The 26012-nt window shown below is 69.2% G+C and carries 23 protein-coding genes; 17 read left to right on the forward strand and 6 right to left on the reverse strand.

Translation table 11 applies throughout. The features are described from left to right. The first annotated feature begins 104 nt into the window (after positions 1-104). From ACAM26_RS06060 to galE, 16 genes are all read left to right on the forward strand, one after another. On the forward strand, positions 105-2012 hold the full coding sequence (locus tag ACAM26_RS06060) for a bifunctional diguanylate cyclase/phosphodiesterase (protein WP_123139346.1): 1908 nt from the start codon (positions 105-107) through the stop codon (positions 2010-2012). Between the two features lie 236 nt (positions 2013-2248). Then, positions 2249-2551: a sulfur globule protein CV3 gene (locus ACAM26_RS06065; protein ID WP_369613279.1), complete on the forward strand. Its 303-nt coding sequence runs from the start codon at positions 2249-2251 to the stop codon at positions 2549-2551. Positions 2552-2680: 129 nt separating this feature from the next. Next, positions 2681-3670: a glucokinase gene (glk, locus tag ACAM26_RS06070; RefSeq protein WP_369613280.1), complete on the forward strand. Its 990-nt coding sequence runs from the start codon at positions 2681-2683 to the stop codon at positions 3668-3670. A gap of 49 nt (positions 3671-3719) precedes the next feature. After that, positions 3720-3920 carry a heavy-metal-associated domain-containing protein gene (locus ACAM26_RS06075; protein WP_123143485.1) on the forward strand — a complete coding sequence of 67 codons (201 nt, stop codon included), beginning with the start codon at positions 3720-3722 and terminating at the stop codon, positions 3918-3920. 123 nt (positions 3921-4043) lie between these two features. Next, positions 4044-4853: an ion transporter gene (locus ACAM26_RS06080; RefSeq protein WP_123139342.1), complete on the forward strand. Its 810-nt coding sequence runs from the start codon at positions 4044-4046 to the stop codon at positions 4851-4853. A 209-nt stretch (positions 4854-5062) separates the two neighbouring features. Further along, entirely contained in the window at positions 5063-6778 is a 1716-nt protein-coding gene (locus ACAM26_RS06085; RefSeq protein ID WP_369613482.1) for an autotransporter assembly complex family protein, read from the forward strand. Continuing rightward, entirely contained in the window at positions 6775-10776 is a 4002-nt protein-coding gene (locus ACAM26_RS06090; protein ID WP_369613281.1) for a translocation/assembly module TamB domain-containing protein, read from the forward strand. Before ACAM26_RS06085 ends, ACAM26_RS06090 begins: the two co-directional genes overlap by 4 nt. Continuing rightward, positions 10776-11702: a lysophospholipid acyltransferase family protein gene (locus ACAM26_RS06095; RefSeq protein WP_123140047.1), complete on the forward strand. Its 927-nt coding sequence runs from the start codon at positions 10776-10778 to the stop codon at positions 11700-11702. The genes ACAM26_RS06090 and ACAM26_RS06095 overlap by 1 nt, the downstream gene beginning before the upstream one ends. An 8-nt stretch (positions 11703-11710) precedes the next feature. Further along, complete coding sequence (locus ACAM26_RS06100) at positions 11711-12631, forward strand: lysylphosphatidylglycerol synthase transmembrane domain-containing protein (RefSeq protein WP_223806169.1); 921 nt, start codon at positions 11711-11713, stop codon at positions 12629-12631. A 176-nt stretch (positions 12632-12807) separates the two neighbouring features. Further along, on the forward strand, positions 12808-13191 hold the full coding sequence (gene sdhC / locus ACAM26_RS06105; RefSeq protein ID WP_123140049.1) for a succinate dehydrogenase, cytochrome b556 subunit: 384 nt from the start codon (positions 12808-12810) through the stop codon (positions 13189-13191). Next, complete coding sequence (gene sdhD, locus ACAM26_RS06110; protein WP_062271791.1) at positions 13188-13532, forward strand: succinate dehydrogenase, hydrophobic membrane anchor protein; 345 nt, start codon at positions 13188-13190, stop codon at positions 13530-13532. Before sdhC ends, sdhD begins: the two co-directional genes overlap by 4 nt. A gap of 8 nt (positions 13533-13540) precedes the next feature. Next, positions 13541-15304, forward strand: a complete 1764-nt coding sequence (sdhA, locus tag ACAM26_RS06115; RefSeq protein ID WP_123140050.1) for a succinate dehydrogenase flavoprotein subunit — start codon at positions 13541-13543, stop codon at positions 15302-15304. A 127-nt stretch (positions 15305-15431) separates the two neighbouring features. Further along, positions 15432-16124, forward strand: a complete 693-nt coding sequence (locus ACAM26_RS06120; RefSeq protein WP_005222533.1) for a succinate dehydrogenase iron-sulfur subunit — start codon at positions 15432-15434, stop codon at positions 16122-16124. A gap of 87 nt (positions 16125-16211) precedes the next feature. After that, entirely contained in the window at positions 16212-16481 is a 270-nt protein-coding gene (locus ACAM26_RS06125) for a succinate dehydrogenase assembly factor 2 (RefSeq protein WP_123143347.1), read from the forward strand. A 76-nt stretch (positions 16482-16557) separates the two neighbouring features. Then, positions 16558-17016: a protein YgfX gene (locus ACAM26_RS06130; RefSeq protein ID WP_123140052.1), complete on the forward strand. Its 459-nt coding sequence runs from the start codon at positions 16558-16560 to the stop codon at positions 17014-17016. A 50-nt stretch (positions 17017-17066) separates the two neighbouring features. Continuing rightward, entirely contained in the window at positions 17067-18080 is a 1014-nt protein-coding gene (gene galE / locus ACAM26_RS06135) for a UDP-glucose 4-epimerase GalE (RefSeq protein WP_369613282.1), read from the forward strand. Between the two features lie 6 nt (positions 18081-18086). Here the strand turns inward: galE and ACAM26_RS06140 are convergent, their stop codons facing one another. The 6 genes from ACAM26_RS06140 to mobA all read right to left on the reverse strand — a co-directional run bounded on the left by ACAM26_RS06140 (position 18087) and on the right by mobA (position 23464). Then, positions 18087-18350 carry a hypothetical protein gene (locus ACAM26_RS06140; protein WP_369613283.1) on the reverse strand — a complete coding sequence of 88 codons (264 nt, stop codon included), beginning with the start codon at positions 18348-18350 and terminating at the stop codon, positions 18087-18089. Beyond that, complete coding sequence (locus tag ACAM26_RS06145) at positions 18347-19309, reverse strand: DUF72 domain-containing protein (RefSeq protein WP_369613284.1); 963 nt, start codon at positions 19307-19309, stop codon at positions 18347-18349. Before ACAM26_RS06145 ends, ACAM26_RS06140 begins: the two co-directional genes overlap by 4 nt. Before the next feature lie 4 nt (positions 19310-19313). Then, positions 19314-20672, reverse strand: coding sequence for a trypsin-like peptidase domain-containing protein (locus ACAM26_RS06150; protein ID WP_369613285.1), 1359 nt, complete (start codon positions 20670-20672; stop codon positions 19314-19316). Between the two features lie 134 nt (positions 20673-20806). After that, positions 20807-21280, reverse strand: coding sequence for an Hsp20 family protein (locus tag ACAM26_RS06155; protein WP_369613286.1), 474 nt, complete (start codon positions 21278-21280; stop codon positions 20807-20809). Positions 21281-21580: 300 nt separating this feature from the next. Further along, positions 21581-22495, reverse strand: coding sequence for a VWA domain-containing protein (locus tag ACAM26_RS06160; protein WP_132229202.1), 915 nt, complete (start codon positions 22493-22495; stop codon positions 21581-21583). 330 nt (positions 22496-22825) lie between these two features. After that, positions 22826-23464, reverse strand: a complete 639-nt coding sequence (gene mobA, locus ACAM26_RS06165) for a molybdenum cofactor guanylyltransferase MobA (RefSeq protein ID WP_123140058.1) — start codon at positions 23462-23464, stop codon at positions 22826-22828. Positions 23465-23597: 133 nt separating this feature from the next. Between mobA and ACAM26_RS06170 the strand changes: the two genes are divergently transcribed. Then, positions 23598-26012: a diguanylate cyclase gene (locus ACAM26_RS06170; RefSeq protein ID WP_369613287.1), complete on the forward strand. Its 2415-nt coding sequence runs from the start codon at positions 23598-23600 to the stop codon at positions 26010-26012.

Raw genomic sequence — 26012 nt, forward strand, 5'->3', positions numbered from 1 at the left:
CTTAGGATGCGGCAGTTCCCCCTGTGAACCAAGGGGACTGCCCAAGCGATCGGCCAAGTGTGCGACGATCGGATCCTCCTCGACGGACGCAGGAGTCCCCCAGAATGACAGGTTCCGAGGATCCGAAGGTGCCCGCTCAGGACGAGATGGCACAAGACCTCTATGTACAGGCCAGACGGGCATTGGAGCGCGGCGATTTCGACCGGCTCGGTCGGTTGCTCGGGCAGGGTGAGATCGATCTCACCACGCTGACCGAGGAGCTGCGCATCTATCAGGCTGAGCTCGAGGTGCAGAACGCCGAGCTGCGCGAGGCCCAGGTCGCCTCCGAGCGCATGGCGCAGCGTTACAACACGCTGTTCTCGGCAATGCCGCTGGCGCAGCTGGTGGTCGATGGTAACGGCCTGGTGCTCGATGCCAATGCGCTTGCCGAGCAGCTGTTCGGGCTGGGCAACCGGCATCTGCGTCATCATTTCCTGCAGCGATTGGTGATCCCGCTCGATCGTGAGCGGCTGGCCTCGGCGTTGAGTCGGGCGCGACAGAGCGAGGGCGAGGTGGTCGAGGGGGTGCACTTCCTCGCCGATGGCGGTGATGTCTTCGGTGGCGAGCTGCACATGGCGCGACTGGCCGTCGACGCCGACGAGCCGTCGCAGTTCGTTTGCGCGGTGCTCGATCTGAGCAAGCTGCTGCGCCAGCAGGATGCGTTGCGCCGCTCCGAGGAGAAGCTCGAGTTCCTCGCCCATCACGACACCCTCACCCACCTGCCCAATCGCACCCTGCTCAACGACCGGCTCGCCCAGGGGGTGAGTCGCGCCCACCGTCATCATGGGGTGATGGCGGTGCTGTTCGTCGATCTCGACCGCTTCAAGATCATCAACGACCGCTATGGTCATGGCGCCGGCGACGAGCTGCTGCGCGAGGTGGCCGAGCGGATGCAAGGCCAGCTGCGCGACAGCGACACCCTGGCGCGGGTCGGCGGCGACGAGTTCGTGGTGTTGCTCGAGGACGCCGACTGCGCGCGGCGCGCCGGACGGGTGGCCAACCGGTTGCTGCAGGTCTTCGGCCCGCCCTTCCAGGTCGGCAGGGAACGCTTCCAGGTCAGCGCCAGCATCGGCATCAGCCTCTATCCGGTCGATGGCACCGACCCGGACACCCTGCTCAGGCACGCCGACATCGCCATGTACGAGGCCAAGTCGCGCGGGCGCAACGACTTCCAGTTCTTCCATGCCGACATGGCCGGCGGCGTGGTCGCGCAGCTCGAGCTGGTGCACGCGCTGCGCGGCGCGCTGCGCCGGCACGAGTTCGTGCTCTATTTCCAACCCCAGATCGATCTCGGCAGCGGTCGCCTGCTCGGGGTGGAGGCGCTGCTGCGCTGGCACCACTCCCGTCAGGGCCTGTTGCCGCCAGCGCGCTTCATCGCCCTGGCCGAGGAGATCGGCGTGCTCGGCGAGGTCGGCGACTGGGTGCTGGAGACGGCCTGCGCCCAGCTCGCCGCCTGGCGCAACAGCGGGCTGGAGGTGCCGCGCATGGCCGTCAATCTGGTGTTGCAGCAGCTCGAGCAGGCGCATTTCGTCGAGCGTGTCGAGGGGGTGTTGCAGCGCTATCAGCTGTCGCCCGGGGCGTTGCAGCTGGAGGTCACCGAGGCGATGCTGATGCGTCAGGCCGAGCGCGCGCTGGCGCACCTGCATGCGCTGCGCGCGCTCGGCGTCGGCATCGCGGTCGATGACTTCGGTACCGGCTACTCCTCGCTCGGGCGCATCCATCGACTGCCGATCGACCAGCTCAAGATCGATCGCTCCTTCGTCGGCGACATCGGTCGTGACTCGGCCGACGAGACCACGGTGCGCTCCATCATCGGTCTCGGCAAGACCCTGGGCCTGGAGGTGCTCGCCGAGGGGATCGAGTGTGACGACCAGGTGCTCTTCCTGGCGCGCGAGGGTTGTCGGGCGGGGCAGGGATTTCTCTACGGACGGCCGGTCTCGGCGCGCGAGATCCTCGAGACCTATGGCCGTTGATCCTCGTGCAGTTGAATATTAGCGAATATTGATTGACGTCAACGCTGTCGTCTCGGGCGCGGCCTAGGCTAGCCCCGAGGACGGCCTCAGGCGACGTCCTCCGGCCCTTGGCCAGGGATGACGCCTGGGCCGGGTCCACGGGTCGCGGTTCCCTGTCGCGACCGCGCCGCCTGCCCCAGGGACGGGGGCCGGTGGCGTTTCCCTGAATCATCTATGGGAGTTGAGCGATGACGCGCATGAAACGACTGATGCTTGCAGCCACCGTCGCGGGTGTCTCCGCGCTCGGTTCCATGTCCGCCAACGCCTTCTGGGGCTGGGGGCCGTTCGGGATGTTCCCGGGTGGCTGGGGCGGTCCCTGGGGTGGCCCCTGGTATGGCGGCGCGCCTTATTACGGCTATCACCACCCCTATGGCTACGGCTATCCCTATCACGTCCCCTATGGCGCCTGGGGTGCCCCCTACGGTTGGGGCGCGCCGGTCTACGGTCAGCCCTACTACGGCTACCCCGCCGCCAACCAGCCGACGGCCAGCAACGACTGAGTCAGCCCGTGCGCCCCGCCCGCCGGCGGGGCGCTGTCATCGTCGCCCGCGCGGCTGCTATCATCCCCGCCACACGCACCGACGGCGGTCCCGCCAGGCCGCCGTCCGCACCCTGTGGAGGTCTGCGCCATGCGCATCCTGGTGGGGGACATCGGGGGCACCAAGACGGCGCTCGCCATCGCCGCGCCGGACGCCGGCGGTGGTCTCGTGCTGCACCATCCCGAACGCTATCCGAGTGCCGAGCATGCGGGGCTCGAGTCGATCGTGCGCCATTATCTGGCCACGCACGCGGTCTCCTGCAGCGGTGCGGCGTTCGCCATCGCCGGCCCGGTGTCGGGGCGCCGCAGCCAGGTCACCAACCTGACCTGGCAGATCGACGCCGATGCCCTCGAGCGGGCGCTCGGTCTCTCGCGAGTGTTGTTGCTCAACGACCTCGAGGCGGTGGCCTGGGGAATCGCGGCGCTGGCGCCGGAGGATGTCTGCGAGCTCCAGCCGGGTGAGCCCGGGGCCGTCGGCAACCGCTGCGTGATCGCCGCCGGGACCGGGCTCGGCGAGGCCGGTCTGTTCTGGGACGGACATCGCCATCATCCCTTCGCCACCGAGGGCGGGCACGCCGAGTTCGCCGCGACCGATGCCCGTGAGTGGGCGCTGCGTGAATTCCTCCGGCGCCGTCACGCCCGGGTGAGCTGGGAGCGGCTGGTCTCCGGGATGGGCATCAGCGCCCTCCACGCCTTCTGTTGCGAGTACGCCGGCGGGCGGTCACCGCAACCCGTGCTCGAGCCGGCCGCGGTCGCCGTCGGCGCGCGCGAGGGCGATGCCCGCTGTGTCGAGACGATGGCGCTGTTCTTCCGTCTCTATGGACGCGAGGCCGGCGACCTGGCGCTCAAGCAGATGGCGCTCGGCGGGGTCTATCTCGGCGGCGGCATCGCCCCGCGCAACCTCGAGGCGCTGCGTGCCAGCGCCTTCCTCGATGGCTTTCTCGACAAGGGGCGGATGCGCGGGTTGATGACGCGCATGCCGGTGCGGGTGATCCTGCAGCCGCAGGTGGCGCTGCTCGGTGCGGCGCGCGCCTGGCAGGATGATCAGTCGCCCGGGCGGCCCGTCGTGGTAGCCGGGTGAGGTCAACGACGAGTGCGCGCCGCGAGCGCGCGTCACAGGAGAACAACCTTTGAGCCAGCAACTGAAGATCACCGGGATGAGCTGTCAGCACTGCGAGCGTCGCGTCCGCGAGGCGCTGGTCGCGGTCGCCGGGGTCGAGTCGGTGAGCATCGACCTCGAGGCCGGTCGCGCGCGGGTGGAGGGCGCGGTCGAGTCCGCCACCCTGATCGCCGCCGTGGAGGCTGCCGGCTACCAGGCCGAGCCCTGCTGAGTGCGCTCATCCGCGCGCCCGCCCGGGGCGCGCATCCTGCGCTAACACGTCTTTCAATACGCCCTCGCCAGTTCGTGCCGGCGGGGGCGTCGTTCGTCATGGAGAACCTGGAGAATCTGTCGTATGTCGAGTCGTGAACGGATCGGTGCCTGGATCGAGTCCGATCCCGTCCAGCGCGTGATCATCGCGCTGATCGTCCTCAACGCCGTCACCCTGGGGTTGCAGACCTCGCCGGCGTTGGTCGCCGGCTTCGGCGGCGTGCTGCACCTGATCGATCAGGCGGTGCTCGCGGTGTTCGTGGTCGAGATCCTGCTCAAGCTCTATGCGCGGGGGGGGCGCTTCTTCGCCAGTGGCTGGAACCTGTTCGACTTCACCGTGGTGGCCATCGCCCTGGTCCCGGCCAGCGGACCGCTGGCGGTGTTGCGCGCGCTGCGCGTGCTGCGGGTGTTGCGACTGATCTCGATGGCGCCGCGACTGCGCTTCGTGGTCGAGGCGTTGCTCAAGGCGCTGCCCGGGATCTCCTCGATCGCGCTGCTGATGCTGATCCTGTTCTACGTCTTCGCGGTGATGGCCACCGGGCTGTTCGGCGAGCGCTTCCCGGAGTGGTTCGGCGGGCTCGGCGCCTCCATGTACACCCTGTTCCAGGTGATGACCCTGGAGAGCTGGTCGATGGGGATCGTGCGTCCGGTGATGGCGGCCTATCCGCTGGCCTGGCTGTTCTTCATCCCCTTCATCCTCATCGCCACCTTCACCATGCTCAACCTGTTCATCGGCATCATCGTCGACACCATGCAGACACTGCACGATGCCCAGCACCAGGGGGTACGCGATGAGCTGGAGCGCTCGATGCACCGTGACAGCGTCCAGCTCGAGCACGAGCTGCAGGCGTTGCGCGCCGAGGTGCGCGCGCTGCGCGAGGCGTTGGGGCGCTGAGTCGGGCGGGGTGGTTCTGCTATGATCGGTCGCGATCGCGGGACGGATGTCCGCTGCGCGACCGCGCCGTCGGCATCATCAATGGGGATCGGATTCTCGTGCGAGGGGAGCGGATCGTGACACAGCCAGCGCGGCGCGCCAGCGACGCCCACTCTCCCGGTCTTGCGGGACCGGGCCGTCACTGGTTGGCGCTCCTGCTGCTCGGGTGGATGGCGCCGGTCATGGCGCTCGGGCTGAAGGTCGAGGTCAGCGGGCTCGAGGGCAAGGAGCGCGACAACGTCCTGGCGTTGCTCGACATCTATCAGGAGCGCGACGCCGCCGGGCTCGATCTGCCGCGGGTGCGCGCGCTGCACCGTCTCGCCCCGCAGCAGATCCGCGACGCCCTGGCTCCCTTCGGTCTGTATCGGGTGGCGATCGATGCCGCCCTCGAGCAGTCCGCCCCGCCCGACGGTCCCTGGCTGGCGCGCTATCGGGTGAGTCCCGGCGAACCGGTGCGCATCGGCGCCGTCGACTACCAGGTGCGCGGTCCCGGCGAGGACGATCCGGCCTTCCCCGAGCGCTTCCCGATGCAGCGCGGCGACGTGCTGCTGCACGCCGACTACGAGCGCGCCAAGTCGGAGCTGCGCTATGCCGCCTCGGCCAACGGCTATCTCGACTACCGCCTGCCCCGTCACCAGGTGCTGGTCGACCCCGAGGCCGACAGCGCGGCGGTCCACTTCCATCTCGACACCGGTCCCCAGTACCACCTCGGTGAGGTGACCTTCAACCAGGACCTGCTCGATGACGGGTTGTTGCAGCGCTATCTGCGCTTCGCCCCGGGGGCGGTCTACGATCCCGATCTGCTGCTCGAGCTGCAGAGCAGGCTGCTCGGCAGCGAGTACTACAGCGAGGTCGAGATCGTGCCGCACAAGGAGGCGCGCGACGATGAGGGGCGTATCCCCATCGAGGTCATCGCCACCCGCAACAAGGCCAACAAGTACCGTCTCGGCGTCGGCTTCGCCACCGACAGCGGGCCGCGCTTCAGCATGGACTGGCGGCGGCGCTATCTCAATCGCTGGGGCCACAAGTTCCGCACCGAGCTGATCCTCTCGCCGCGTCACTCGGAATGGAACCTCGACTACCGTATCCCGGTCCAGGACCCGACCCGCGACTATCTCACCATCAGGCCGCAATCGGTCTATGACGATACCGCCAGTCGCAAGGGCTGGGTCCACACCGTGCAGTTCGCCCACTCGCGCCTCACCGGCGAGGGTTGGCGGCGCACCGGCGGGTTCGACTTCCGCTACGAGGACGTCGCCATCAACGACGCCCCGGCGCAACGCACCAGCGAGCTGGTGCCCAACATCTCCTGGTCGAAGACGGTCTCCGACGACCCGGTCAACACCAATCGTGGCTATCGCATCAAGTACACCCTGCTCGGCACCTTCGGCGGCGTGCTCGCCGAGCACTCCTATCTGAGCGGTCAGATCCAGTTCAAGTGGGTGCGCCGCTTCGCCGAGCGCTATCGGCTGATCGCCCGCACCGATCTCGGTGCCACCCTCGCCGATTCGGTCGACGACCTGCCGGCGAGCCGCCGTTTCTATGCCGGTGGCGATGCCTCGATCCGGGGCTGGGACTACGATGCCCTGGGCCCGATCGACCCGCTCACCGGTCAGACCGTCGGCGGGCGCTATCTCGCCGTCGGCAGCCTCGAGCTCGAGCGCGAGATCCGCGGCCCCTGGAGCGCGGCGCTGTTCACCGACTTCGGTAACGCCTTCGATCCCGACTACGATCAGCAGCTCGCCTACAGCGCCGGGGTCGGGGTGCGCTGGGCCTCGCCGATCGGGCAGGTCCGGCTCGATCTCGCCTTTGCGCTCAGCAAGGACAACGACAACGGCGGCTGGCCCCCGGCGCGGCTGCACATCGTGATCGGTCCCGACCTATGAACGACGCCGCCCGCGCCGCGCCGCCCGCCGCGCCGTCCCCGCCAGCTGCGCGGCCCCGCCGCCGCTGGCCGCGCCGGCTGCTGCTCGCGCTGCTCACCTTGCTGCTCGTCCTGGTGTTGCTGCTCGGCTGGCTGCTCGGCACCCAGCGCGGGCTGCACGGCCTGCTCGCGCTGGGCGAGCGTCTCGCCCCCGGGGTGGTGCAGGTCGAGCGCGCCGAGGGGCGGGTGCTCGGCCCGCTCGACCTCACCGGGCTGGCACTGCGCCTCGAGGGCATCAGTCTCGACGTCGAGCACGCCCGGCTCGACTGGTCGCCCGGCGCGCTGTTGCGCGGTCGGCTGCGGGTGCGCGCACTGACCGTCGCCGGGGTCGATCTCGCGCTCGCGCCGAGCCCGGAGGAGCCCGACCCGACGCCGCTGACCCTGCCCGATCTGAGCCTGCCGCTGGCCGTCGAGGTCGACTCGCTGACCCTCGAGCGGCTGCGGCTCCGCGCCCCGGAGACGGCCCCCTGGCTGGTGCTCGAACGCGCCGAGCTGGGCGCCGCGCTGACCCGGGGGGCGCTGACGCTGGAGGTGCTGGAGGTCGAGCTGAGCGAGCCGCGCGCCGCGCTCAGTGCTGCCGGTGGGGCGACCCTGAGTGGTGACTATCCGCTCGATCTTGCCCTCGACTGGCGCCTCGGGCTGGACCCCGCGATCGCGCTCCGGGGCGAGGGCTTTGCGCGGGGTGATCTCGCCCGGCTCGCCCTCGAGCAGCGTCTGAGCGGCACGGTCGAGGCGCTGCTCCGAGGCGAGATCGAAGGGGTGCTGGAGGCGCCGCGCTGGTCGGCGACGCTGGAGCTGGCCGGGGTGCGTCTGGCCGACATCCAGCCCGACGCGCCGGCGGTCGAGCTCAGCGCCAGCCTGCGCAGTGCCGGCGATCTCGATCGCGCCACCCTCGATGGACAGCTCGACGCCCGCGCCCCGGAGCTGCCCGATTTCGGTCATCTGGCGCTGCGGCTCGACGGCGACTGGCAGGCCCCGGCGCTGGAGCTGCGCGCGCTCGAGATCACCGAGCGGGTCTCCGGGGCGCGGCTCGCCGCCAGCGGTCGGGTGGTGCTCGACCCGGCGCCGCCGGCGCTGCAGCTCGAGGCCGACTGGTCGCGACTGCGCTGGCCGCTGAGCGGCGCGGCGCTGGTGCGCGCCCCCGAGGGCTCGCTGCGTCTCGACGGCACCCTGGATGACTTCGCCTATCGTCTTGCCGCGGCGATCGAGGGGGAGTCCTCCCCCGCGCTCGAGCTGCGGGTGTCGGGGCAGGGGAGTTCGACCCAGGTCGCGCTCGACAGTCTGCGTCTGGAGACGCTCGACGGGACGATCAGCGGCGAGGGCGAGCTGGTCTGGGCGCCGGGGTTGCGCTGGCGTCTGGCGCTCGACGGCGAGGGGCTGGACCCGGGGCAATGGATCGACGGGCTCGACGATCGGGTCGCGCTGTCGCTGGCCAGCACCGGCGACCTCGCGGCCTTCGACTACCGGCTGGAGGCGAGCACCCGGGGGCCGGGTCTGCCGGTACTGGCGCTGCACGCCGAGGGTGCCGGCAGCGCCGAGCGGATCGCGCTCGAGCAGCTCACCCTCGACGGGCTCGATGGCCGGGTCAGTGGCGAGGCCGAGGTGACGTTCGCGCCCGAGACGGCATGGCAGGGCGCGGTACGGATCGCCGGGATCGACCCCGGGGTGCTCGACCCGGCCTGGCGCGGTCGGCTCGATGGCGCCATCGATCTCGACGGCGGGCTGGGTGCGGACGGGCTGCGCCTCGATGCCCGGCTCGAGCGGATCGCCGGCACCCTGCGCGGTTATCCGGTGGCGCTTGCCGGCCGGCTCGCGCTCGCCGGCGAGGTGCTGCAGATCGACGGGTTGCGGCTCGACTCCGGGCCGACCCGCGCCAGCCTCGCCGGCAGCCTGGCGCGCGAGCAACTGGCACTCGATCTCGGCTTCGACTCGCCCGATCTCGGCAGCCTGCTGCCGGACGCTCGCGGCCAGCTGCGCGTCTCCGCTCGGCTCGGCGGCAGCGTCGCCGATCCGCGCCTCAAGCTGCGCGCGCTGGCGCGCGATGTGCTGGTGGCGGGGCAGGGGGTGGCTCGGCTCGAACTCGACAGCGCGCTCGGACTCGACCCCGCCGCGCCGCTGGAGATCCGGCTCGATGCCCGTGATCTCAGCCTCGGCGGTGCCTGGTCGCGGCTGACGCTCGCCGGGAGCGGGACCACCGCCGCGCACCGGCTCGATGCCGAACTCGCCGGTGAGCTGCTCGAGGCCCGCCTCGGCCTTGCCGGTGGACTCGATGCCGAGGGCCGCTACGATGGGCGTCTGGCGGCGCTGCGGGTGGCCGGCGAGGCACTCGGCGACTGGTCGCTGACGCGTCCGGCGCCGCTGCGCCTGGCCCTGCCCGAGGCTGGGGTGGGGCCGCTGTGTCTGCGCGAGCGCGGCGGCTCGGGCGGCTGTCTTGACGCGGCGCTCCATGAGACCGGCTGGGAGGCTGGGATCGACGGACTGAGGCTCGATCTCGGGCTGGTCGAGCAGGCGCTCGACGACACGCTCGATCTCGCCGGGACGCTCGCCGTCGACGGCCGGCTGCGCGCCGAGTCGACGGTGCTCGACGGCGGGTTGGTGGCCCGGGTCGAGGACGGGCGGCTGCGTACCCTGATGACCCGGGGGGAGGAGGCGCTGGTCGAGTTCTCGGGCAGCGCGCTGCGTCTCGAGGCCGGTCCGGCTGCGCTCGTCGCACGGCTCGAGCTGCCGCTGCGCGGGCTCGGCGCCCTCGCCGGCGAGGTGCGTCTGCCGGACTGGCGGCTCGACGCCCCGGCTCGGCCCGATCAATCGCTAGGTGGTGAGTTGCGTGTCGATCTCGACGACTTCTCGCGTGTTCCAGACCTGTTGCCGGATATCGCCTCGATGCGCGGTACCCTGCGCGGGCGTCTCGCGCTCGCCGGCACCCTGGCCGCGCCCGGGGTGAGGGGCGAGGCGCGGCTGGCCGGGGTCGGCTTCGAGGTGCCGCTGGTCGGGCTCGAGGTCGATGACCTCGGGCTGACGCTGGAGGCGCGCTCGCGCGAGCGGCTGACGCTCGGCGGTTCGGCCCGGCTCGGCAAGGGGCTGCTCGAGATCGAGGGTGGCGCCGACCTCGGCGCCCTGGACGGCTGGGTGACCCTCGCCGGCGAGCGGCTGACGGTGGCCGACACCGCCGAGTACTTCGCCCTGGTCTCGCCCGAACTGCGTCTCGAGGCGGGTACGAGTGGGGCGCGGCTGCGCGGCGAGATCCGCGTGCCGGAGGCGCGTATCCGCACCCGCACCCTGCCCGCGGGCACGGTCTCGCCGTCGAGCGACGTGGTGCTCGCCGGCAGCGAGACCAGTCCGCCCTATCCACTCGACATCGATCTGCGGCTGGTGCTCGGCGATGAGGTGACGATCGATGCCTTCGGCGTCAATGGCCGGCTCGCCGGCGCGCTCGGGGTGAGCCAGCGTCCCGGGCGCGACATGCTCGGCGACGGCCAGCTGCAGATCATCGACGGTCAGTACCGCTTCTCCGCCGGCTTCGGGCTCGGCGCCGAGCTGGGGGTGCCGCTGACCATCGAGCAGGGCCGGCTGATCTATGCCAAGAGCGTGATCGACAACCCCGGGCTGTTGCTCCAGGCGCAGCGCGAGGGCGGTGACACCTCGGCCGGGGTGCGTGTGCTCGGCACCCTGCGCGACCCGCGGCTGGCCTTCTTCTCCGACACCGATCCGGAGATGAGCCAGTCGGAGATCATCAAGTATCTGGTCACCGGCATCGCGCCGCAGGACAATGACCGGATCAACGACACCGGCCTCGCGGTCGGGACCTATGTCGCGCCCAAGGTCTACATGGAATACGAGAGCGGTCTCGGCGATGAGCCGAACAAGGTCAGATTGCGGTACGATCTCTCGCGTCGCATCGAGCTGCAGACCGAGACCGGTGAGAGCCAGGGTGCGGATATCTTCTTCAAGTTCGAGAACTGATGCTTGCGCACCCGAAACACTGGCCCAGCTGGTTGCTGCTGGGGCTGATCTACGCCCTCGGGCGTCTTCCATTCCCCGTACTCTGGGCGCTCGGCTCGCTGGCCGGGCGGCTCGGCTACCTGCTCGCGCGCGAACGGCGCGAGGTGGCCCGACGCAATCTCGCCATCTGTCTCGCCGATCGCACCCCGGCCGAGCGTGAGCGGGTGCTGCGCGCGCACTTCGGCTGGCTCGGCGTGGCTGCGCTCAGTCAGGGCGTCGGCTGGGGCATCTCGCGCGCGCGGCTGCAGCGACTGGTGCGTATCGAAGGGCGCGAGCGGATCGATGACGCAGTGGCCGAGGGGCGCGCGACGATCGTGCTGGTGCCGCACTTCGTCGGGCTGGAACTCGGCGGCGCGGCCTTCACCGCACTGGTCCATCCCGGCGTCTACATGTACCAGAAGATCCGCAACCCGGTGGTCGACTGGCAGGTGCGTCGTGCCCGGCGTCAGTACGGCAGCCGCTCGATCGAGCGTCACGACGATCTGCGCGGCCTGATCCGCGCGCTGCGCGAGGGCATCCCCTTCTTCTATCTGCCCGACCAGGACGGCGGACGCAACGGGGTGTTCGTGCCCTTCTGCGGGGTGAGTGCCTCGACCGTGCCCATGCTCGGGCGTTTTGCGGCGATGTCCGACGCCCAGGTGATCCCGACCTTCGCGCGCTATCTGCCCTGGGGGCGGGGGCTCGAGCTGCGCTTCGCGTCGCCGCTCGAGGACTTCCCGACGGGCGACCGCGAGGCCGATACCGCGCACATGAACCGGGCGATCGAGGCCGAGGTGCGGGCGATGCCGGAGCAGTACTTCTGGGTGCACCGGCGCTTCAAGACCCGTCCTCCGGGCGAGGCGCCGATCTATCCGCCGAAGCGCAGACGCAAGCGCAAGCGTCGATGAAGCGCGCGATGTCGTTGCGTCTCGGGCGGCTGCGCGACTGGCTGATCGGCGCGCTGCTGCTGGTCGCGTTGCTGGTCACGGTCGAGCTGGCGGTGGGCTGGTCGACCCTGCTCGCGCCCTGGGCGAGCTTCCCGCCGCTGACCCTGATCTGGCTGGTCGCGCTGCTGGCATTGAGCTATGTGCTGCGCGCAGTACGCGTCTACGAGTATTATGTCAGGCGCCTCGAAGGGCGTTTCGTGTTGGTGCTGCGCCTGAGCGTGCTGCACAATGTCGCGAACAATCTGTTGCCGATGCGCGCCGGCGAGCTGGTCTTCCCCTGGCTGATGCGGCGCTATTTCGGTCACGATTTCCTCGGGGCCGCCTTCTCGCTGGTGTGGATCCGCGTGCTCGACCTGCATTTTCTGGGGTTGATCGGGCTGTGGATCCTGTCGCTGCGTCATCCATCCTGGATCTGGTGGGGACTTGCCGGGTGCTGGCTGGCCATGCTGGTGGTGCTCGCCTGGGTGGGCCGTGGCGGCGCGCGCTGGTCGCCGCGTTCCCGACCGGGCCGTGCGCTGGCGCGGGTGGCCGAGGCCGCGCCGCGCGATCTCGGCGTGGTTGCACGCGTCTATCTGTGGACCGCCGCGAGCTGGTCGCTGAAGTTCGCCGCCTTCGCCGGCGTGCTCCAGCACTTCATGGCGGTCGACTTCTGGCGCGTGCTGGCCGGCGTGATGGGGGCGGAACTCTCGAGCGTATTGCCGTTCCATGGCATCGCTGGCAGTGGCAGTTATGAGCTCGCCGCCGTGGCCGCGCTGGTACCCCTTGGCGTGGATCCGCGGCTGGCGCTGAGCGGTGCGGTGAACCTGCACCTGTTCCTGCTCGGGGCGACGCTCCTGTTCGGGGCGCTCGCGCTACTGCTGCCGAGAGCGAGTATCGACGAAAACGATTGATGGTGCCGAAGAGGCCCGGATATCCTGTTGCGGACCACGAACCGGATGCGGTAGATCGCCGACCCGCACTGGCCCGCCGCTGGGACCTCTTCGTTTGCTGACAACTTACCAGAACCGCGCAAACGCCGGTGGTCGAATGATCGGCGTGCACCCTGCGCATCACCAAAGGTTCGAGAATGCACATCACTAGACCTGTCTTTCTGGATCTGTGGCGGATCAAGCTGCCGATTCCAGCATTCGTCTCCATCCTGCATCGTGTCAGCGGGGTGCTGATGATCCTGGCGATCCCGGTCGCCGCCGTCCTCTTCGATCGCGCGCTGTCCGATCCCGAGGGCTTCGCCCTCGCCGCGGCGCTGTTCGATTCCTGGTTCATCAAGGCGGCGCTCGCACTGATGATCTGGAGCCTGCTCCACCATCTGATCGCCGGTATCCGCTTCCTGGTGCTCGACCTGGGCCTGGGGCTCGACCGTCCGGTGGCGCGCGCCACCGCCTGGACCGCGCTGCTCGCCGCCCTGGCCGCGCTGGTTGCCGTGATCGCCCTGGGAGGGACCTTCCGATGAGTCGACAAGCTTCCGGTCTCATGGCCTGGCTGATCCAGCGCGCCTCGGCCGTCTATCTCGCCCTGTTCCTGGGCTATGTCCTGGTGTTCTTCAGCTTCGCCGCGCCGGCCGATCATGCCGCGCTGGTCGACTGGATCACCACCCCCTGGGTCACCGCCGGCTGGCTGCTGTTCCTGCCGCTGCTGCTCGCGCACGCCTGGATCGGCATCCGTGACGTGCTGATCGACTATGTCCATCATCTCGGCGCCCGTGTCGCGCTGCTGACCCTGTTCGCTTTCATCTTCGTCGCCTCCGGCCTGTGGGCCTTCAAGGCGATCATTACCGCCGGTCTCGGGGAGTAAGGTCACGCATGAGTATCCCAACACGCCATTTCGACGCGCTGATCATCGGAGCCGGTGGCGCCGGCCTCAACGCCGCGTTGCAGCTGGCGAGCGCCGACGTGCGCGTCGCCGTGGTCTCCAAGGTCTTCCCGACCCGCTCGCACACCGTCGCCGCGCAGGGTGGCGTCAACGCCGCGCTGGCCAATGTGCTGCCCGACTCCTGGCACTGGCACATGTTCGATACCGTCAAGGGTTCGGACTATCTCGGTGACCAGGACGCCATCGAGTTCATGTGTCGCGAGGCCATCCCCACCGTCTACGAGCTGGAGCACGCCGGCGTGCCCTTCTCGCGGCTCGACAACGGCAAGATCTACCAGCGTCCGTTCGGTGGCCAGAGCCAGAACTTCGGTGGCGACCAGGCCGCGCGCACCTGTGCCGCGGCCGACCGCACCGGTCACGCCATCCTCCACACCCTCTATCAGCAGAACATCCGCTCGCGCACCCACTTCTTCGACGAGTTCTTCGCGCTCGATCTGGTGCGCGATGCCGAGGGCGTGATCTGCGGTGCGCTGGTGCTCGAGATCGAGACCGGCGAGCCGATGCTGATCGAGGCCAAGGCGACGCTGCTCGCCACCGGCGGCTTCGGCCAGGTGTTCCGCACCACCTCCAACGCCCACATCAACACCGGTGACGGCGTGGCGATGGCGCTGCGCGCCGACATCCCGCTGATGGACATGGAGTTCTTCCAGTTCCATCCCACCGGCATCGCCGGCAAGGGCATGCTGATCACCGAGGGCGTGCGCGGCGAGGGCGGCTATCTGATCAACAAGGACGGCGAGCGCTTCATGGAGCGCTATGCCCCGCGTGCCAAGGACCTCGCCAGCCGCGACGTGGTCTCGCGCGCCATCGTCACCGAGGTCAAGGAGGGTCGCGGCTGCGGTCCCAACGGCGATCACGTGCTGCTCAAGGTCGACCACCTCGGCGAGGACATCATCTCCAAGCGGCTGCCGAGCATCCGCGAGTCGAGCAAGATCTTCGCCGGCGCCGACCCGGTGCGCGAGCCGATCCCGGTCTTCCCTACCGCCCACTACGCGATGGGCGGCATTCCCACCGACCGCTTCGGTCGGGTGGCGGTGCCCGCCGGTCACGGCGCCGAGGAGATCGTCCCCGGGCTCTACGCCGCCGGCGAGTGCGCCTGTGCCTCGGTGCACGGCGCCAACCGTCTCGGCGGCAACTCGTTGCTCGACATCCTGGTGTTCGGCCGCCTGGCGGGCAAGAACATCATCGACTACGTGCGCGAGAACCCCTATCAGCGCACCACCGACTCGGCCAGCCTGGAGCAGGCGATGTCGCGCCTGACCCGCTGGGAGCAGAAGGGCGAGGGCATCCCGGTGTCGCAGCTGCGCGCCGAGTTCCGCAAGTGCATGGAGGACCACGCCGGGGTGTTCCGCACCGAGGAGATCATGACCGAGGGCTACGAGCGGCTCTGCGAGCTGCGCGAGCGTCTGCCCGAGGTGCGCCTGCACGATCACTCCAAGGTGTTCAACACCGCGCGCATCGAGGCGCTCGAGCTCGAGAACATGATGGACGTGGGCATGTCGATCGCCGTCTCCGCGCTCAAGCGCCAGGAGAGCCGCGGCGCCCACTCGCGCCCCGACTACCCCGATCGCGACGACCAGAACTGGCTCAAGCACAGTCTCTACTATCGCGAGGGCGATCGCATGGACTACAAGCCGGTGCGCACCAAGCCGCTGACCGTCGAGTCCTTCCCGCCGAAGGAACGGGTGTACTGAGCCCCGCCTCGCGCCGCCGCGTCCAGGGTCCGTTTGCCGGGCCGTCGGGCGCGGCGCTGGTTGAACTCCATTCCGGTCGGGGCGGCGCCGCGTGCGTTCACCGCCCCGACCCCATCAGGTACCGAGCATGAAAATCAGCGTCTATCGCTACAATCCGGACATCGACGAACGGCCGCGGATGCAGGACTTCGAGGTCGAGCCCTTCCAGGGCATGATGCTTCGCGACGCCCTGCTGGAGATCAAGAAGCAGGACGAGAGCTTCAGCTTCCGTCACTCCTGCGGCGAGGGGGTGTGCGGATCGGACGCCGTCAACGTCAACGGGCGCAACATGTTGGCCTGTGTCACCCCGGTCGCCGAGCTGGGCAGGTCGATCAAGGTGCGCCCGCTGCCGGGTCGCCCGATCATCCGTGACCTGGTCGTCGACATGACCCAGTTCTACGAGCAGTATCGTGCGGTCAAGCCCTATCTGGTGCGCAACGATCCGCTGCCGGAGCAGGAGATCCTGCAGTCGCCGGCCGATCGCGACAAGCTCGACGGACTCTACGAGTGCATCCTCTGCGGTTGCTGTTCGACGGCCTGTCCGTCGTTCTGGTGGAATCCGGAGAAGTTCCACGGTCCGGCGGCGCTGCTGCAGTCCTGGCGCTTCCTCGCCGACAGCCGCGACCAGGCCACCGAGGAGCGGCTCGACGCCCTCACCGGGCCTTACAAGCTGTTCCGCTGCCACACCATCATGAACTGCGTCGAGGTCTGCCCCAAGGGCCTGAACCCGACCCGCGCCATCGGTCACATCAAGGACCTGATGCTCGACAAGGGGATCTAGGCCCGCGCGACCATGCCGTCCCCGGCCCGCCGCCTGTCGCGCCGGGCCGGGGCGTCCGACCGATGCCGCTTCACAGGAACCTCGTTCATGACCGATTCCACCCCCGCGTCCGAGCGTCAACGCCTGGCCTGGCAGTGTCGCCGTGGCCTGTTGGAACTCGACCATCTGTTCTCCCGCTTTCTCGAACTCGGCTACGATGACCTCGATGCCGCCGGGCGCGTGGCCTTCCAGCGCCTGCTCGGCGAGCAGGACCAGATCCTCAACGACTGGTTCATGATGGGCGTCGAGGCGCCCGACCCGGAGATCGCCGTCATGGTGGAGCGGATCCTCGCGGTGGTCAGCGTACAGCGCGACTGACGCCGTCCTCCGGCACGCGTCTCTGCCCCGCGTGCCGGTCCCGCGGGCGTCGTCTCCAGCCTCATGGAGTCCGCCGATGTCCGCCACCCAATTCCCGCCACTGTCGATCCGCCCCCGTCGCTCGTCCCGTCTGCTGCTCTGGATCCTGCTCGTGCACACGCTCGCCGTTGCGGTGGCGCTGGCCTTGCCGCTGGGCCACTGGCGCTGGGCGCTGGCCGCGCTGATCCTGCTCGGCGCCGGTTTCGCGCTGCTCGATCGTGTCCATGCCCGACTGCCCTGGTCGCTCGTGGCGGCGCGTTGGGAGGCCGACGGCGGCTGGCGGCTGTGGTTGCGCGACGGGCGCGAGCTGAACGCGCGACTCAGTGCGGCGAGCTTCGTCGCGCCCCGACTGGTGGTGTTGCACTGGCGCGTCGGCCGGCTGCGGCGGCGCTCCCTGGTGCTGTTCGTCGATGCGCTCGACGCCGATACCCTGCGCCGGCTGCGGGTGCGGCTGCGCCATCGGGGCGTGGCTGAGGGCGCCGGGGGATTGGGTTAGACTGCGGGCGCTCGGAGAAGGATCGTCCATTGATCGAGAGGAGAGAGTCGATGCGTGTTCTGGTCACCGGCGGCGCCGGTTATATCGGCAGCCACACCTGTGTCGAACTGCTCGAGGCGGGCAACGAGGTGGTGGTCGTCGACAACCTCAGCAACAGCAGCGAGGTCTCGCTGCATCGGGTGCGGGAGATCACCGGCCGCGCAGTCGCGTTCCACGCCATCGATCTGCGCGCTCGCGCCGCGCTCGCCGCGGTGTTCGCCGCCGCGCCGATCGACGCGGTGATCCACTTCGCCGGGCTCAAGGCCGTCGGCGAGTCGGTCGAGCAGCCGCTGCGCTACTACGACAACAACCTCGGCGCCACCCTCACGCTCTGTGAGGTGATGGCCGAGGCCGGGGTGCGCGATCTGGTGTTCAGCTCCTCGGCCACCGTCTACGGCGATCCGGCGCGGGTGCCGATCACCGAGGACTTCGCGCTCTCGGCGACCAACCCCTATGGCCGCTCCAAGCTCTTCATCGAGCAGATGCTCGGCGACCTGCATCGTGCCGACCCGCGCTGGAATCTGGCGTTGCTGCGCTACTTCAACCCGGTCGGGGCGCACCCGAGCGGGCGTATCGGCGAGGACCCGCGCGGCATCCCCAACAACCTCATGCCCTACGTCGCCCAGGTCGCGATCGGGCGACGGCCCCGGCTGCAGGTGTTCGGCGACGACTATCCCACCGCCGATGGCACCGGGGTGCGCGACTACATCCATGTCGTCGACCTCGCGCGCGGTCATCTCGCCGCGCTGCGCCGGTTGCGCGAGGCGCGCCCCGGGGTCGAGGCGATCAACCTCGGCACCGGACGCGGCTACAGCGTGCTGGAGATGGTCGATGCCTTCGAGCGGGTCAGCGGACGCCCGGTGCCCTACGAGATCGTCGCCCGCCGTCCCGGCGACATCGCCACCTGTTACGCCGACCCCGGCCGCGCCCGCGCGCTGCTCGGCTGGGAGGCCGTGCTCGACATCGATGCCATGGTCGGGGATGCCTGGCGCTGGCAGTCCGACAACCCCGGGGGCTATGCCTGAGGGCGGTCAGCGCCGTGGCGGCCAGGGTCGGGGCCAGGGGCGTGGTGGCCAGGGGCGCGGCGCTGGTCGCATCGGCACCACGACCTCGACCCGGGGCGGCGGCATGATCAGCGGCGGCGGTGCCGGCTGACGCTGGCTCGGGCGGGTGCTGTAGTGCTTGTCCTGTCGCGGCGCCGGCGCGTCCTCGAGCAGCGGGTCCACCCCGGCGATCGCGCCGGGGGCGCCGAGACCGAGCGCCAGTACCAGGATCGGGTCGAGTCGCCGTCTCATCCTTCCCCTCCCAGGATCTCCGCCCCCAGTGCCTCCAGGCTCAGCGGGGCGCAACCCTCGGCCTTGTTGTTGACGATCACATAGACCGACTCGCCGGCGCCGAGTGCCGCACGCACCAGCCGGGCGATCGCGGCGCGACTGGCCGGGTCGGGGTCGTGGAGACGGTCGAAGGGGGCGTAGCGCCGGCGCGCGGCCTCGTAGCCGAACCCGGCGTGGAGCATCCAGCGGATCACCACCGGACCCGGCGGCAGGTCGGCGAAGCATTGCTGTTGTGCGGCGAGGTCGGGGAGACGCGGGTGCAGGGCATGGGCCGGACGGGCACCGCCGTGACGCAGCGCCTCGGCCAGATCGCGGGTGAGCAGGTCGCGATCGCGCACCTCGACGGCATAGCAGGGCCCCTGCGGCAGGCGGTGGAGGAAGCGGTAGAGCGCCTCGGCGAAGCGGCGTGGTTGCTCGGCGAGGGCGCGCCCGAGCGGCGGGAACTGGAACAGCAGTACCCCGGCGCGGTCGCCCAGAGCCTCGACGAAGGGGGCGACGGCCAGCTCGGTGGCGCGCGCCGGATCGAGAAAGCCGGGGTTGGCGGCTTGGGGGACCCCGCCGCCGCCCCGCTCGAAGGGATCGGTGACCAGCGCCGGGGCCTTGACCAGAAAGCGGAAGTCGGGCGGTACCTGCTCGGCATAGCCGGCCAGGCGCGCGCGCGGCAGCGGCGCATGGTAACCGCTGTCGACGCCGACGGTGCGATACCAGGGGTGGGCGGCATAGGCGCCGAGCCCGTGGCGCGAGAGCCGGCTGCTGGGGTGGGCGCCGGCATAGACCACTCCGTCCCAGCCGGGGAAGGACCAGGACGAGGTGCCGAGGCGTAGCCCCGCCGGGAGTGACTGCTCGGGTTGGGACCGGGGGGCGGGGGCGACGGTCTCGGCCGCCGTCGGGGCGCCGAACAGATCGAGCTGCTCGGTCATGGTCTCAGCGCCGCGACAGGCGCACCAGCTCGTCGCCGCGTTGCAGGCTCCGGCTGTAGAGCCCGCCGGCGCGGCGCAGTACGCGCGCCAGGGTCTGCAGTGCGTCGATGCGCACGCCGTTGGCGTTGAGGATGCGGTCGCCCTCGCGCAGCCCCGCCGCCCAGGCCGGCGAGTCGGGCTCGACCCTGCCCACCGGCAGCCCGGGGACGCCGCCGCTGCGATCGAAGGCGCCGATCAGCGCGCCGGCGAGGGCCTCGTCGATGCGCGCGCCGGGGAGGTAGTCGCGGTAGGGATCGGCGATCAGCCCATTCAGGCGCAACGCGCGCCCGTCGCGGACGATGTCGAGCGCGACCCGGCTGCCGACCCGCAGCACGCCGAAGCGGTTGCGAACGTCGCTGGCGTTGGCGATCGGCTCGTCGTTGACGCCGAGGATGACGTCGCCGACCCGCAGCCCGGCCGCGGCGGCGGCCGAGTCGGGGTCGATGCGGGTGACCACGGCGCCGGCGCGGTGCTCGAGTCCGAGCGCGGCGGCCAGGGCGTGATCGATGTTCTGTACCGCCGCGCCGAACTGGCCGCGACGCATCTCGCCGTGCTCGACGAGCTGGGTCATGATCGCGCGCGCCATGTCCACCGGGATGGCGAAGCCGATGCCGATGTTGCCGCCGCCGGGGGCGAGGATGGCGGTGTTGATGCCGATCAGCTCGCCGCGCAGGTTGACCAGCGGGCCGCCGGAGTTGCCGGGGTTGATCGAGGCATCGGTCTGGATGAAGTTCTCGTAGCCCTCGATGCCGAGCCCGGAGCGCCCCAGCCCGCTGACGATCCCCGAGGTCACCGTCTGGCGCAGCCCGAAGGGGTTGCCGATGGCGACCACGAAGTCGCCGACGGCGAGTGTGTCGGCGGCGGCGAAGGGCAGGGCGCTGAGCCCCGCGGCGGGGATCTCCAGCACCGCGATGTCGGTCTCGGGGTCGGTGCCGATCAGGCTGGCCTCGAGCGCGCGCCCGTCCTGCAGGGTGACGCGGATCTGGTCGGCCTTGTCGATGACGTGGTGGTTGGTCAGCACCAGCCCGCGGCGGGCGTCGACGATCACCCCCGAGCCGAGACTGCTGTTCTCGCGCTTGCGTTCGCGCGGCAGATCGAAGAAGCGGCGGAAGAAGGGGTCGCGCAGCAGCGGGTGGTCGGCGGTCTCGATCGCGGTGACGGTGGAGATGTTGACCACCGCCGGCAGCACCCGTTCGAGCATCGGCGCCAGGCTCGGCAGCGGCTGGCCGTCGACGGCCAGCGGGAGCGCGGCCTGGGGGAGCGGCGCGGTGCAGAGCAGCACGAGCGCGAGCGCGAGACGGGGGAGCGCGGAGGAACGCCTCATCGGTTGTCTCGATGTCCTCGGGATGGGCGAAGCAAGGGGCTGGACCGGTCGGGGGCGCCCCGGGAATGCGGCACGGGCCGGGCGTGCGCCCGGCCCGTGGTCCGGTGCATGGTCCGGGAGGACCCTCACCGGTATCAGGCGGCCTCGACCTTGCCGCTCCCCTGGTCGGTGAGATAGTGCTCGCCGTCGGCGCCACGGATGGCGATCCTGCGCGGCTTCATCGCCTCGGGGATCTCACGGCGCAGCTCGATGTGCAGCAGACCGTTCTCCAGTCGCGCATCCAGCACCCGCACGTACTCGGCGAGCTGGAACTTGCGCTCGAAGCTGCGGTTGGCAATCCCGCGATAGAGATACTCGCCGGGCTCCTCGGCCTGCTCCGGTCGCGATCCCGAGACGGTGAGGATGTTCTCCTTGACCTCAAGCCCGAGGTCCTGCTCGGAGAAGCCGGCCACCGCCATGGTGATGCGATAGTCGTTCTCGCCGCGCCGCTCGATGTTGTAGGGGGGGTAGCCGCCGGGCTCCGAGTGATAGGCGTTCTCGAGCGCGGAGGTCATGCGATCGAAGCCGATCATGGAACGCAGCAGCGGGGAGAAGTCGATGGTCGTCATGTGCATATCCTCTTCATTGAGCAATATGGGATCGAGCGTTCCGTGGAACCGCCCGGTTTCAGTCAGCAGGCCTCGATGAGCGCCTGCGTTATGTAAAGTAGAATCGACCGAAAACGATGTCAAGGGGTGTCGGCAAATTTTTTATGTCAATTCGATCGACAGCCCTCGGCACCGTGATCTGGGGGCTGAGGCGCGGGTTGCAAGACGACTGTGAGATGAGGACGAGGGGAGACGAGGCGGACCGCTCGCGGGGATGTGCGCGATGGGGCCGCCCTGGACGGGCGGCCTGAAGTGAAGGGCTCAGGTGCGGCGGTTGCGGCGCTTGCTGCTTGCAACCAGACCGAGTGCGCCCACCGCCGAGAGCAGCAGGGTTCCCGGCAGGGGCACGGTCCCTGGGTTGGAGACCTGCTGTTGGATCTCGGTGGCCTTGATGTTGACGAAGGCGGTGCTGAAGGAGTCGGCCATCAGGCCACCGGCGCGCAGTTGGTTGAGGTCCCAGGCCGCGCCCTTGGTGGCGAGCGCGAGGTCGACATAGTCGGGGATGGTGGAGCCATAGCCGTTCAGTGCCGAGGCGCCGCTGAGCATGGTGAAGCCGCCGTTGCCGTCGGCCTGGTAGCCGGTGCCCTGACTGTCGAACCCGAGCAGGTTGCCGACGGTCTGGGTGCCGAAATCGGCCTCGACGACGACGTTGAGCATGGCATTGATGCTGTTGAGGTCGCCGAGGATGCTGCTGTAGTCGAGCGCGCTGTTGGTGTTGTCGCGATCCTCGTCGGTGATCAGGATGACGTTGAGCGCGGCGTCCGCGCGGGGTGTGTAGTTGTCGAGGAAGTAGTCGATGGCCGAGTAGCCATCCTCGGTGCCGCCGGAGGTGACCAGGTTGCCGGTGGCCGAGCCGAAGGTGCCGGCGGACATCCAGGTGTCGTTCTCGCGCGCCTGATCATCGATGCCCACCCCGCCGGTCTGCCCCGAGGAGCTGGCGCCGAATCCGATCAGCGCATAGCGGTTCTCGCCGTCGGTGCCGTCACCGATGCCGTGTGAGATGAGCTGGCTTTCGAGCGAGCTGATCGCGCCCGACAGCCAGGCCTGTTCCCCGCCCATTGAGCCTGACTCGTCGATCAGGATGGCGATGTCGGCGATCTTGCCGGCCTGCGCTGCGCCACTCATGCAGAGTCCGGCGAGCAAGGCGACGCTCAACAGTTTGGGTGTGTGTTGCATCATGCGTGACTCCATGTTCCGTTTCTTTTGCTTATCGATTCCGCGATCCCTGAGACCTGCTGGATAGCCGCCCGCGTTGCAACCCAAGCCTTTCAACATGCGTTTTTGCCGGCGATCCGTCAGCGGCTCATAACTCAACCAAGCATGAATTGTGCCTTTGATGGCATTCGGTTTATATTTTTTTAATCAATTGCTTATGATCCAACGCGCTGCGATCTGCGCAACGGTGTCAAATAATTCGACAGGTTTGGTGTTGTGTCGGGCGGGATTGATCAGCCAAGTTCAAGCTGAATCAATCAGATAGATAGAGGAGGGTGGTGTCGGGCGCTGTTACAGGGTGCGCGATGCCCCGTCGGCGTCTTTGCTGGCCAGGAGTCTGGCCTCGGCGTGGTGTCGCTGCTCGGGGGTGTTGAGGTTGAGATCGGGCCAGGTGGAGGCATTGTAGTGGGCGTGTGCAAGGCGATGGCGCGTCAGCCATGACCACAAGCGGCGCTCCCCGTCGGCGAGATAGCCCGCCAGATCGGGGGCCAGTGCGGTTGGCAGCAACGCATGCAGGGGTTGAGGCCGCACGCCATCATGTGCGCAGGCGACGACGGCTCCCTGTTCGGTCAGTGCGGTGCGTAGTCGTGCGAGCAGGTCACGAGGCGGGAGGGGGGCGTCACAGGGCAGGGTGAGGATCCAATCGGTCGATGCGGTGCGCATTGCGCCGAGGATGCCGGCGAGCGGTCCCGGGTAGTCGGGCAGTGGGTCGCGGATCACCGGGTGGCCGTAGGCTGAGTAGCGTTCGAGGTTGCGATTGGCGCTGATCAATATGCTGTCGACCTGGGGGTGCAAGGCCGTCAGTGTCCACTCGATCAGCGGTCGTCCGGCGACTGCAACCAACCCTTTGTCCATTCCGCCCATGCGCCTTGCACGCCCACCGGCGAGGATGACACCGGTGATTGCGTCATGAGCACTGGGTGGATGCATCCTGTCTACCCTCGGTGGTCTGGTGCGTGGTCCCGCAGCCGTTGCTTCGGGCGACAACAGTGAGGTGATCATGACCAGCAGTCGATCAGCCGCAGCTCGCCCCCGAAGTCGCGGATTGCCGATCGTGGGGTTGATGTTGGCATCCCTGCTGGGCGCCCCGGCACAGGCGCACGAATCACCGGTGACGCTGCAGCTGAAGTGGCGCCACCAGTTCCAGTTCGCCGGCTACTACATGGCCGAGCACCTCGGATTCTATCGCGAGCGCGGCATCGAGGTGCGCTTTCGCGAGGCTGGCCCGGAGACCGACGTGGTTGCTGCAGTGGTCTCCGGCGAGGCCGAGTTCGGGGTTGCCGCAAGCGAGCTGCTGCTCGCCGCTCAGTATGCGCCGGTCGTCGCCCTGGCGCCGATCTTCCAGCACTCGCCCTATGTGCTCTTGACCCTCGACGGCACAGCCGATCTGGCGACGCTTGCTGGCGAGCCGGTGATGCTCGATCGTGGTGCCGCCGAGATTCGTGCGCTCCTGCTGAAGATCGGGGTCCCCGCCGAGGCGCTCACCATCCGCGGCTATCAGGACGGTGTGGCGGCGTTGCTCGCCGGCGAGGTCGCGGCGATCGCGGCCTATTCCACCACCGAGCCCTACTGGCTGCGCCGGGCCGGGGCCGCTCCGCGGATGTTCTCGGCGCGTGATCACGGTATCGATCTCTACGGTGACATGCTGTTCACCCGCAAGGCATTGCTGCGCGATCATCCTGATCTGGTGCGCGACTTCGTCGCCGCCAGTCTCGCCGGCTGGAAGGCGGCGCTGCGCGACCCCGAGCAGGCGATCGCGCTGATCCTCGCCGACTACAACACTCAAGGTCTCGATGCCGCGTTCTACCGTTTCGAGGCCGCCGAGACCCGGCGGCTGATCCAGCCCGAGGTGATCGAGGTCGGGCACGTCAACCCCGGTCGCTGGCGCCATATCGCCGAGGTCTATGCCGGGCTCGGCATGTTGCCCGAGACGGTCTCGCTCGATGGCTTCGTCTATGACCCCGGACCGATCGATATCGCCCCGCGGGTGGTGCTGGCGCTGATCGCCGCGCTGCTGATCGCCGCGTTGCTGGGTCTGCTGAGCTGGCGGGTGCACAGCCTCAACCAGCGGCTGCGCCGCGAGATCGTGCAGCGTGAGAGCGATCATCGTCGACTCGCCGAGAGCGAGGCGCTGCATCGCCTGCTCACCGAGAACAGCGGGGATGTGATCTGGATGCTCGATATCGATCGCTGGCGCTTCGACTATGTCAGCCCCTCGGTGCAGCGACTGCGTGGCTTCAGCCCGGAGGAGGTGATGTCCGTGCCGATCGACGCATCGCTCACCACCGAGTCTGCGGCGCGTCTGCGCCAGCAGTTGTTGGAGGGGGCGATGCGGGTCGCCGCCGGGGACCACGAGGGGCTGTTCGCTCTCACCGAGATCGAGCAGCCGTGCAAGGGGGGCGGATCGGTACAGACGGAGGTGGTGACCTCGCTGTTGATCGATGGCTCCGGGCGGCCCTCCAAGGTGCTCGGGATCACGCGTGACATCACCGTGCGCAAGGCGCTGGAGGCCAAGCTGCGGATCCGCGCCGCTGCGATCGAGGCCGCCGCCGATGCCATCATCATCACCGATGTCGAGGGCTACCTGCTCTATGCCAACCCGGCCTTCACCCGTCAGACCGGCTATCGGTTGGAACCGGGGCGACGGTTGCACTCGCGGGTGCTCAAGAGCGGTCGCCACGACAGCCATTTCTATGCCGAGATGTGGCAGACCATCCTCGCCGGTCGGGTGTGGCGCGGCGAGCTGGTCAACCGTCGTCGCGACGGCGAGTTCTACGAAGAGGAGATGACCATCTCGCCGGTGGCCAACGAGCGCGGCGAGATCGAGCGTTTCATCGCCATCAAGCGCGACATCAGCGTGCAGCGGGCGATGGAGCGGGCGTTGCGCACGGCCAACCAGCGTCTGCGCGAGAATCTCGACGAGATCAGCGAGCTGCAACAGGAGCTGGCCGAGCAGGCGGTGCGCGACCCGCTCACCGGACTCTACAACAGACGTCATCTCGACGATGCGCTGGCCCGCGAGCTGGCGCGGATGCGGCGCGAGGCATCCACGCTGGTGGTGCTGATGGCCGATATCGACCACTTCAAGCGCATCAACGATGGTTGGGGCCATCCGGTCGGCGACGGAGTGCTGCGCTCGCTCGCCGCCACGCTGCGCGATCACTTCCGCGAGTTCGATCTGATCTGTCGCTATGGTGGGGAGGAGTTCCTGGTGGTGCTGCCGGGGACCGATCTCGAGCAGGGCATGGCCCGGGCCGAGTCGGTGCGCCGCTATTTTGCCGCGCAGCGCATCGCTCTGGGCGAGCAGCGCGAGCAGATCACCATCTCGATCGGTCTCGCCGTCTTCCCGCTCCATGCCACCGATCAGATGGCGCTGATCGCCCAGGCCGACGCCGCCCTCTATCGGGCCAAGCACGCCGGCCGCGACCGGGTGATGGTCGCCGACCCCGAGGTCGAGCCCGAGGGGCTGGTCGGCTGA

This window comes from Marichromatium sp. PS1 (assembly GCF_041155115.1).
GTDB lineage: Bacteria > Pseudomonadota > Gammaproteobacteria > Chromatiales > Chromatiaceae > Marichromatium > Marichromatium gracile.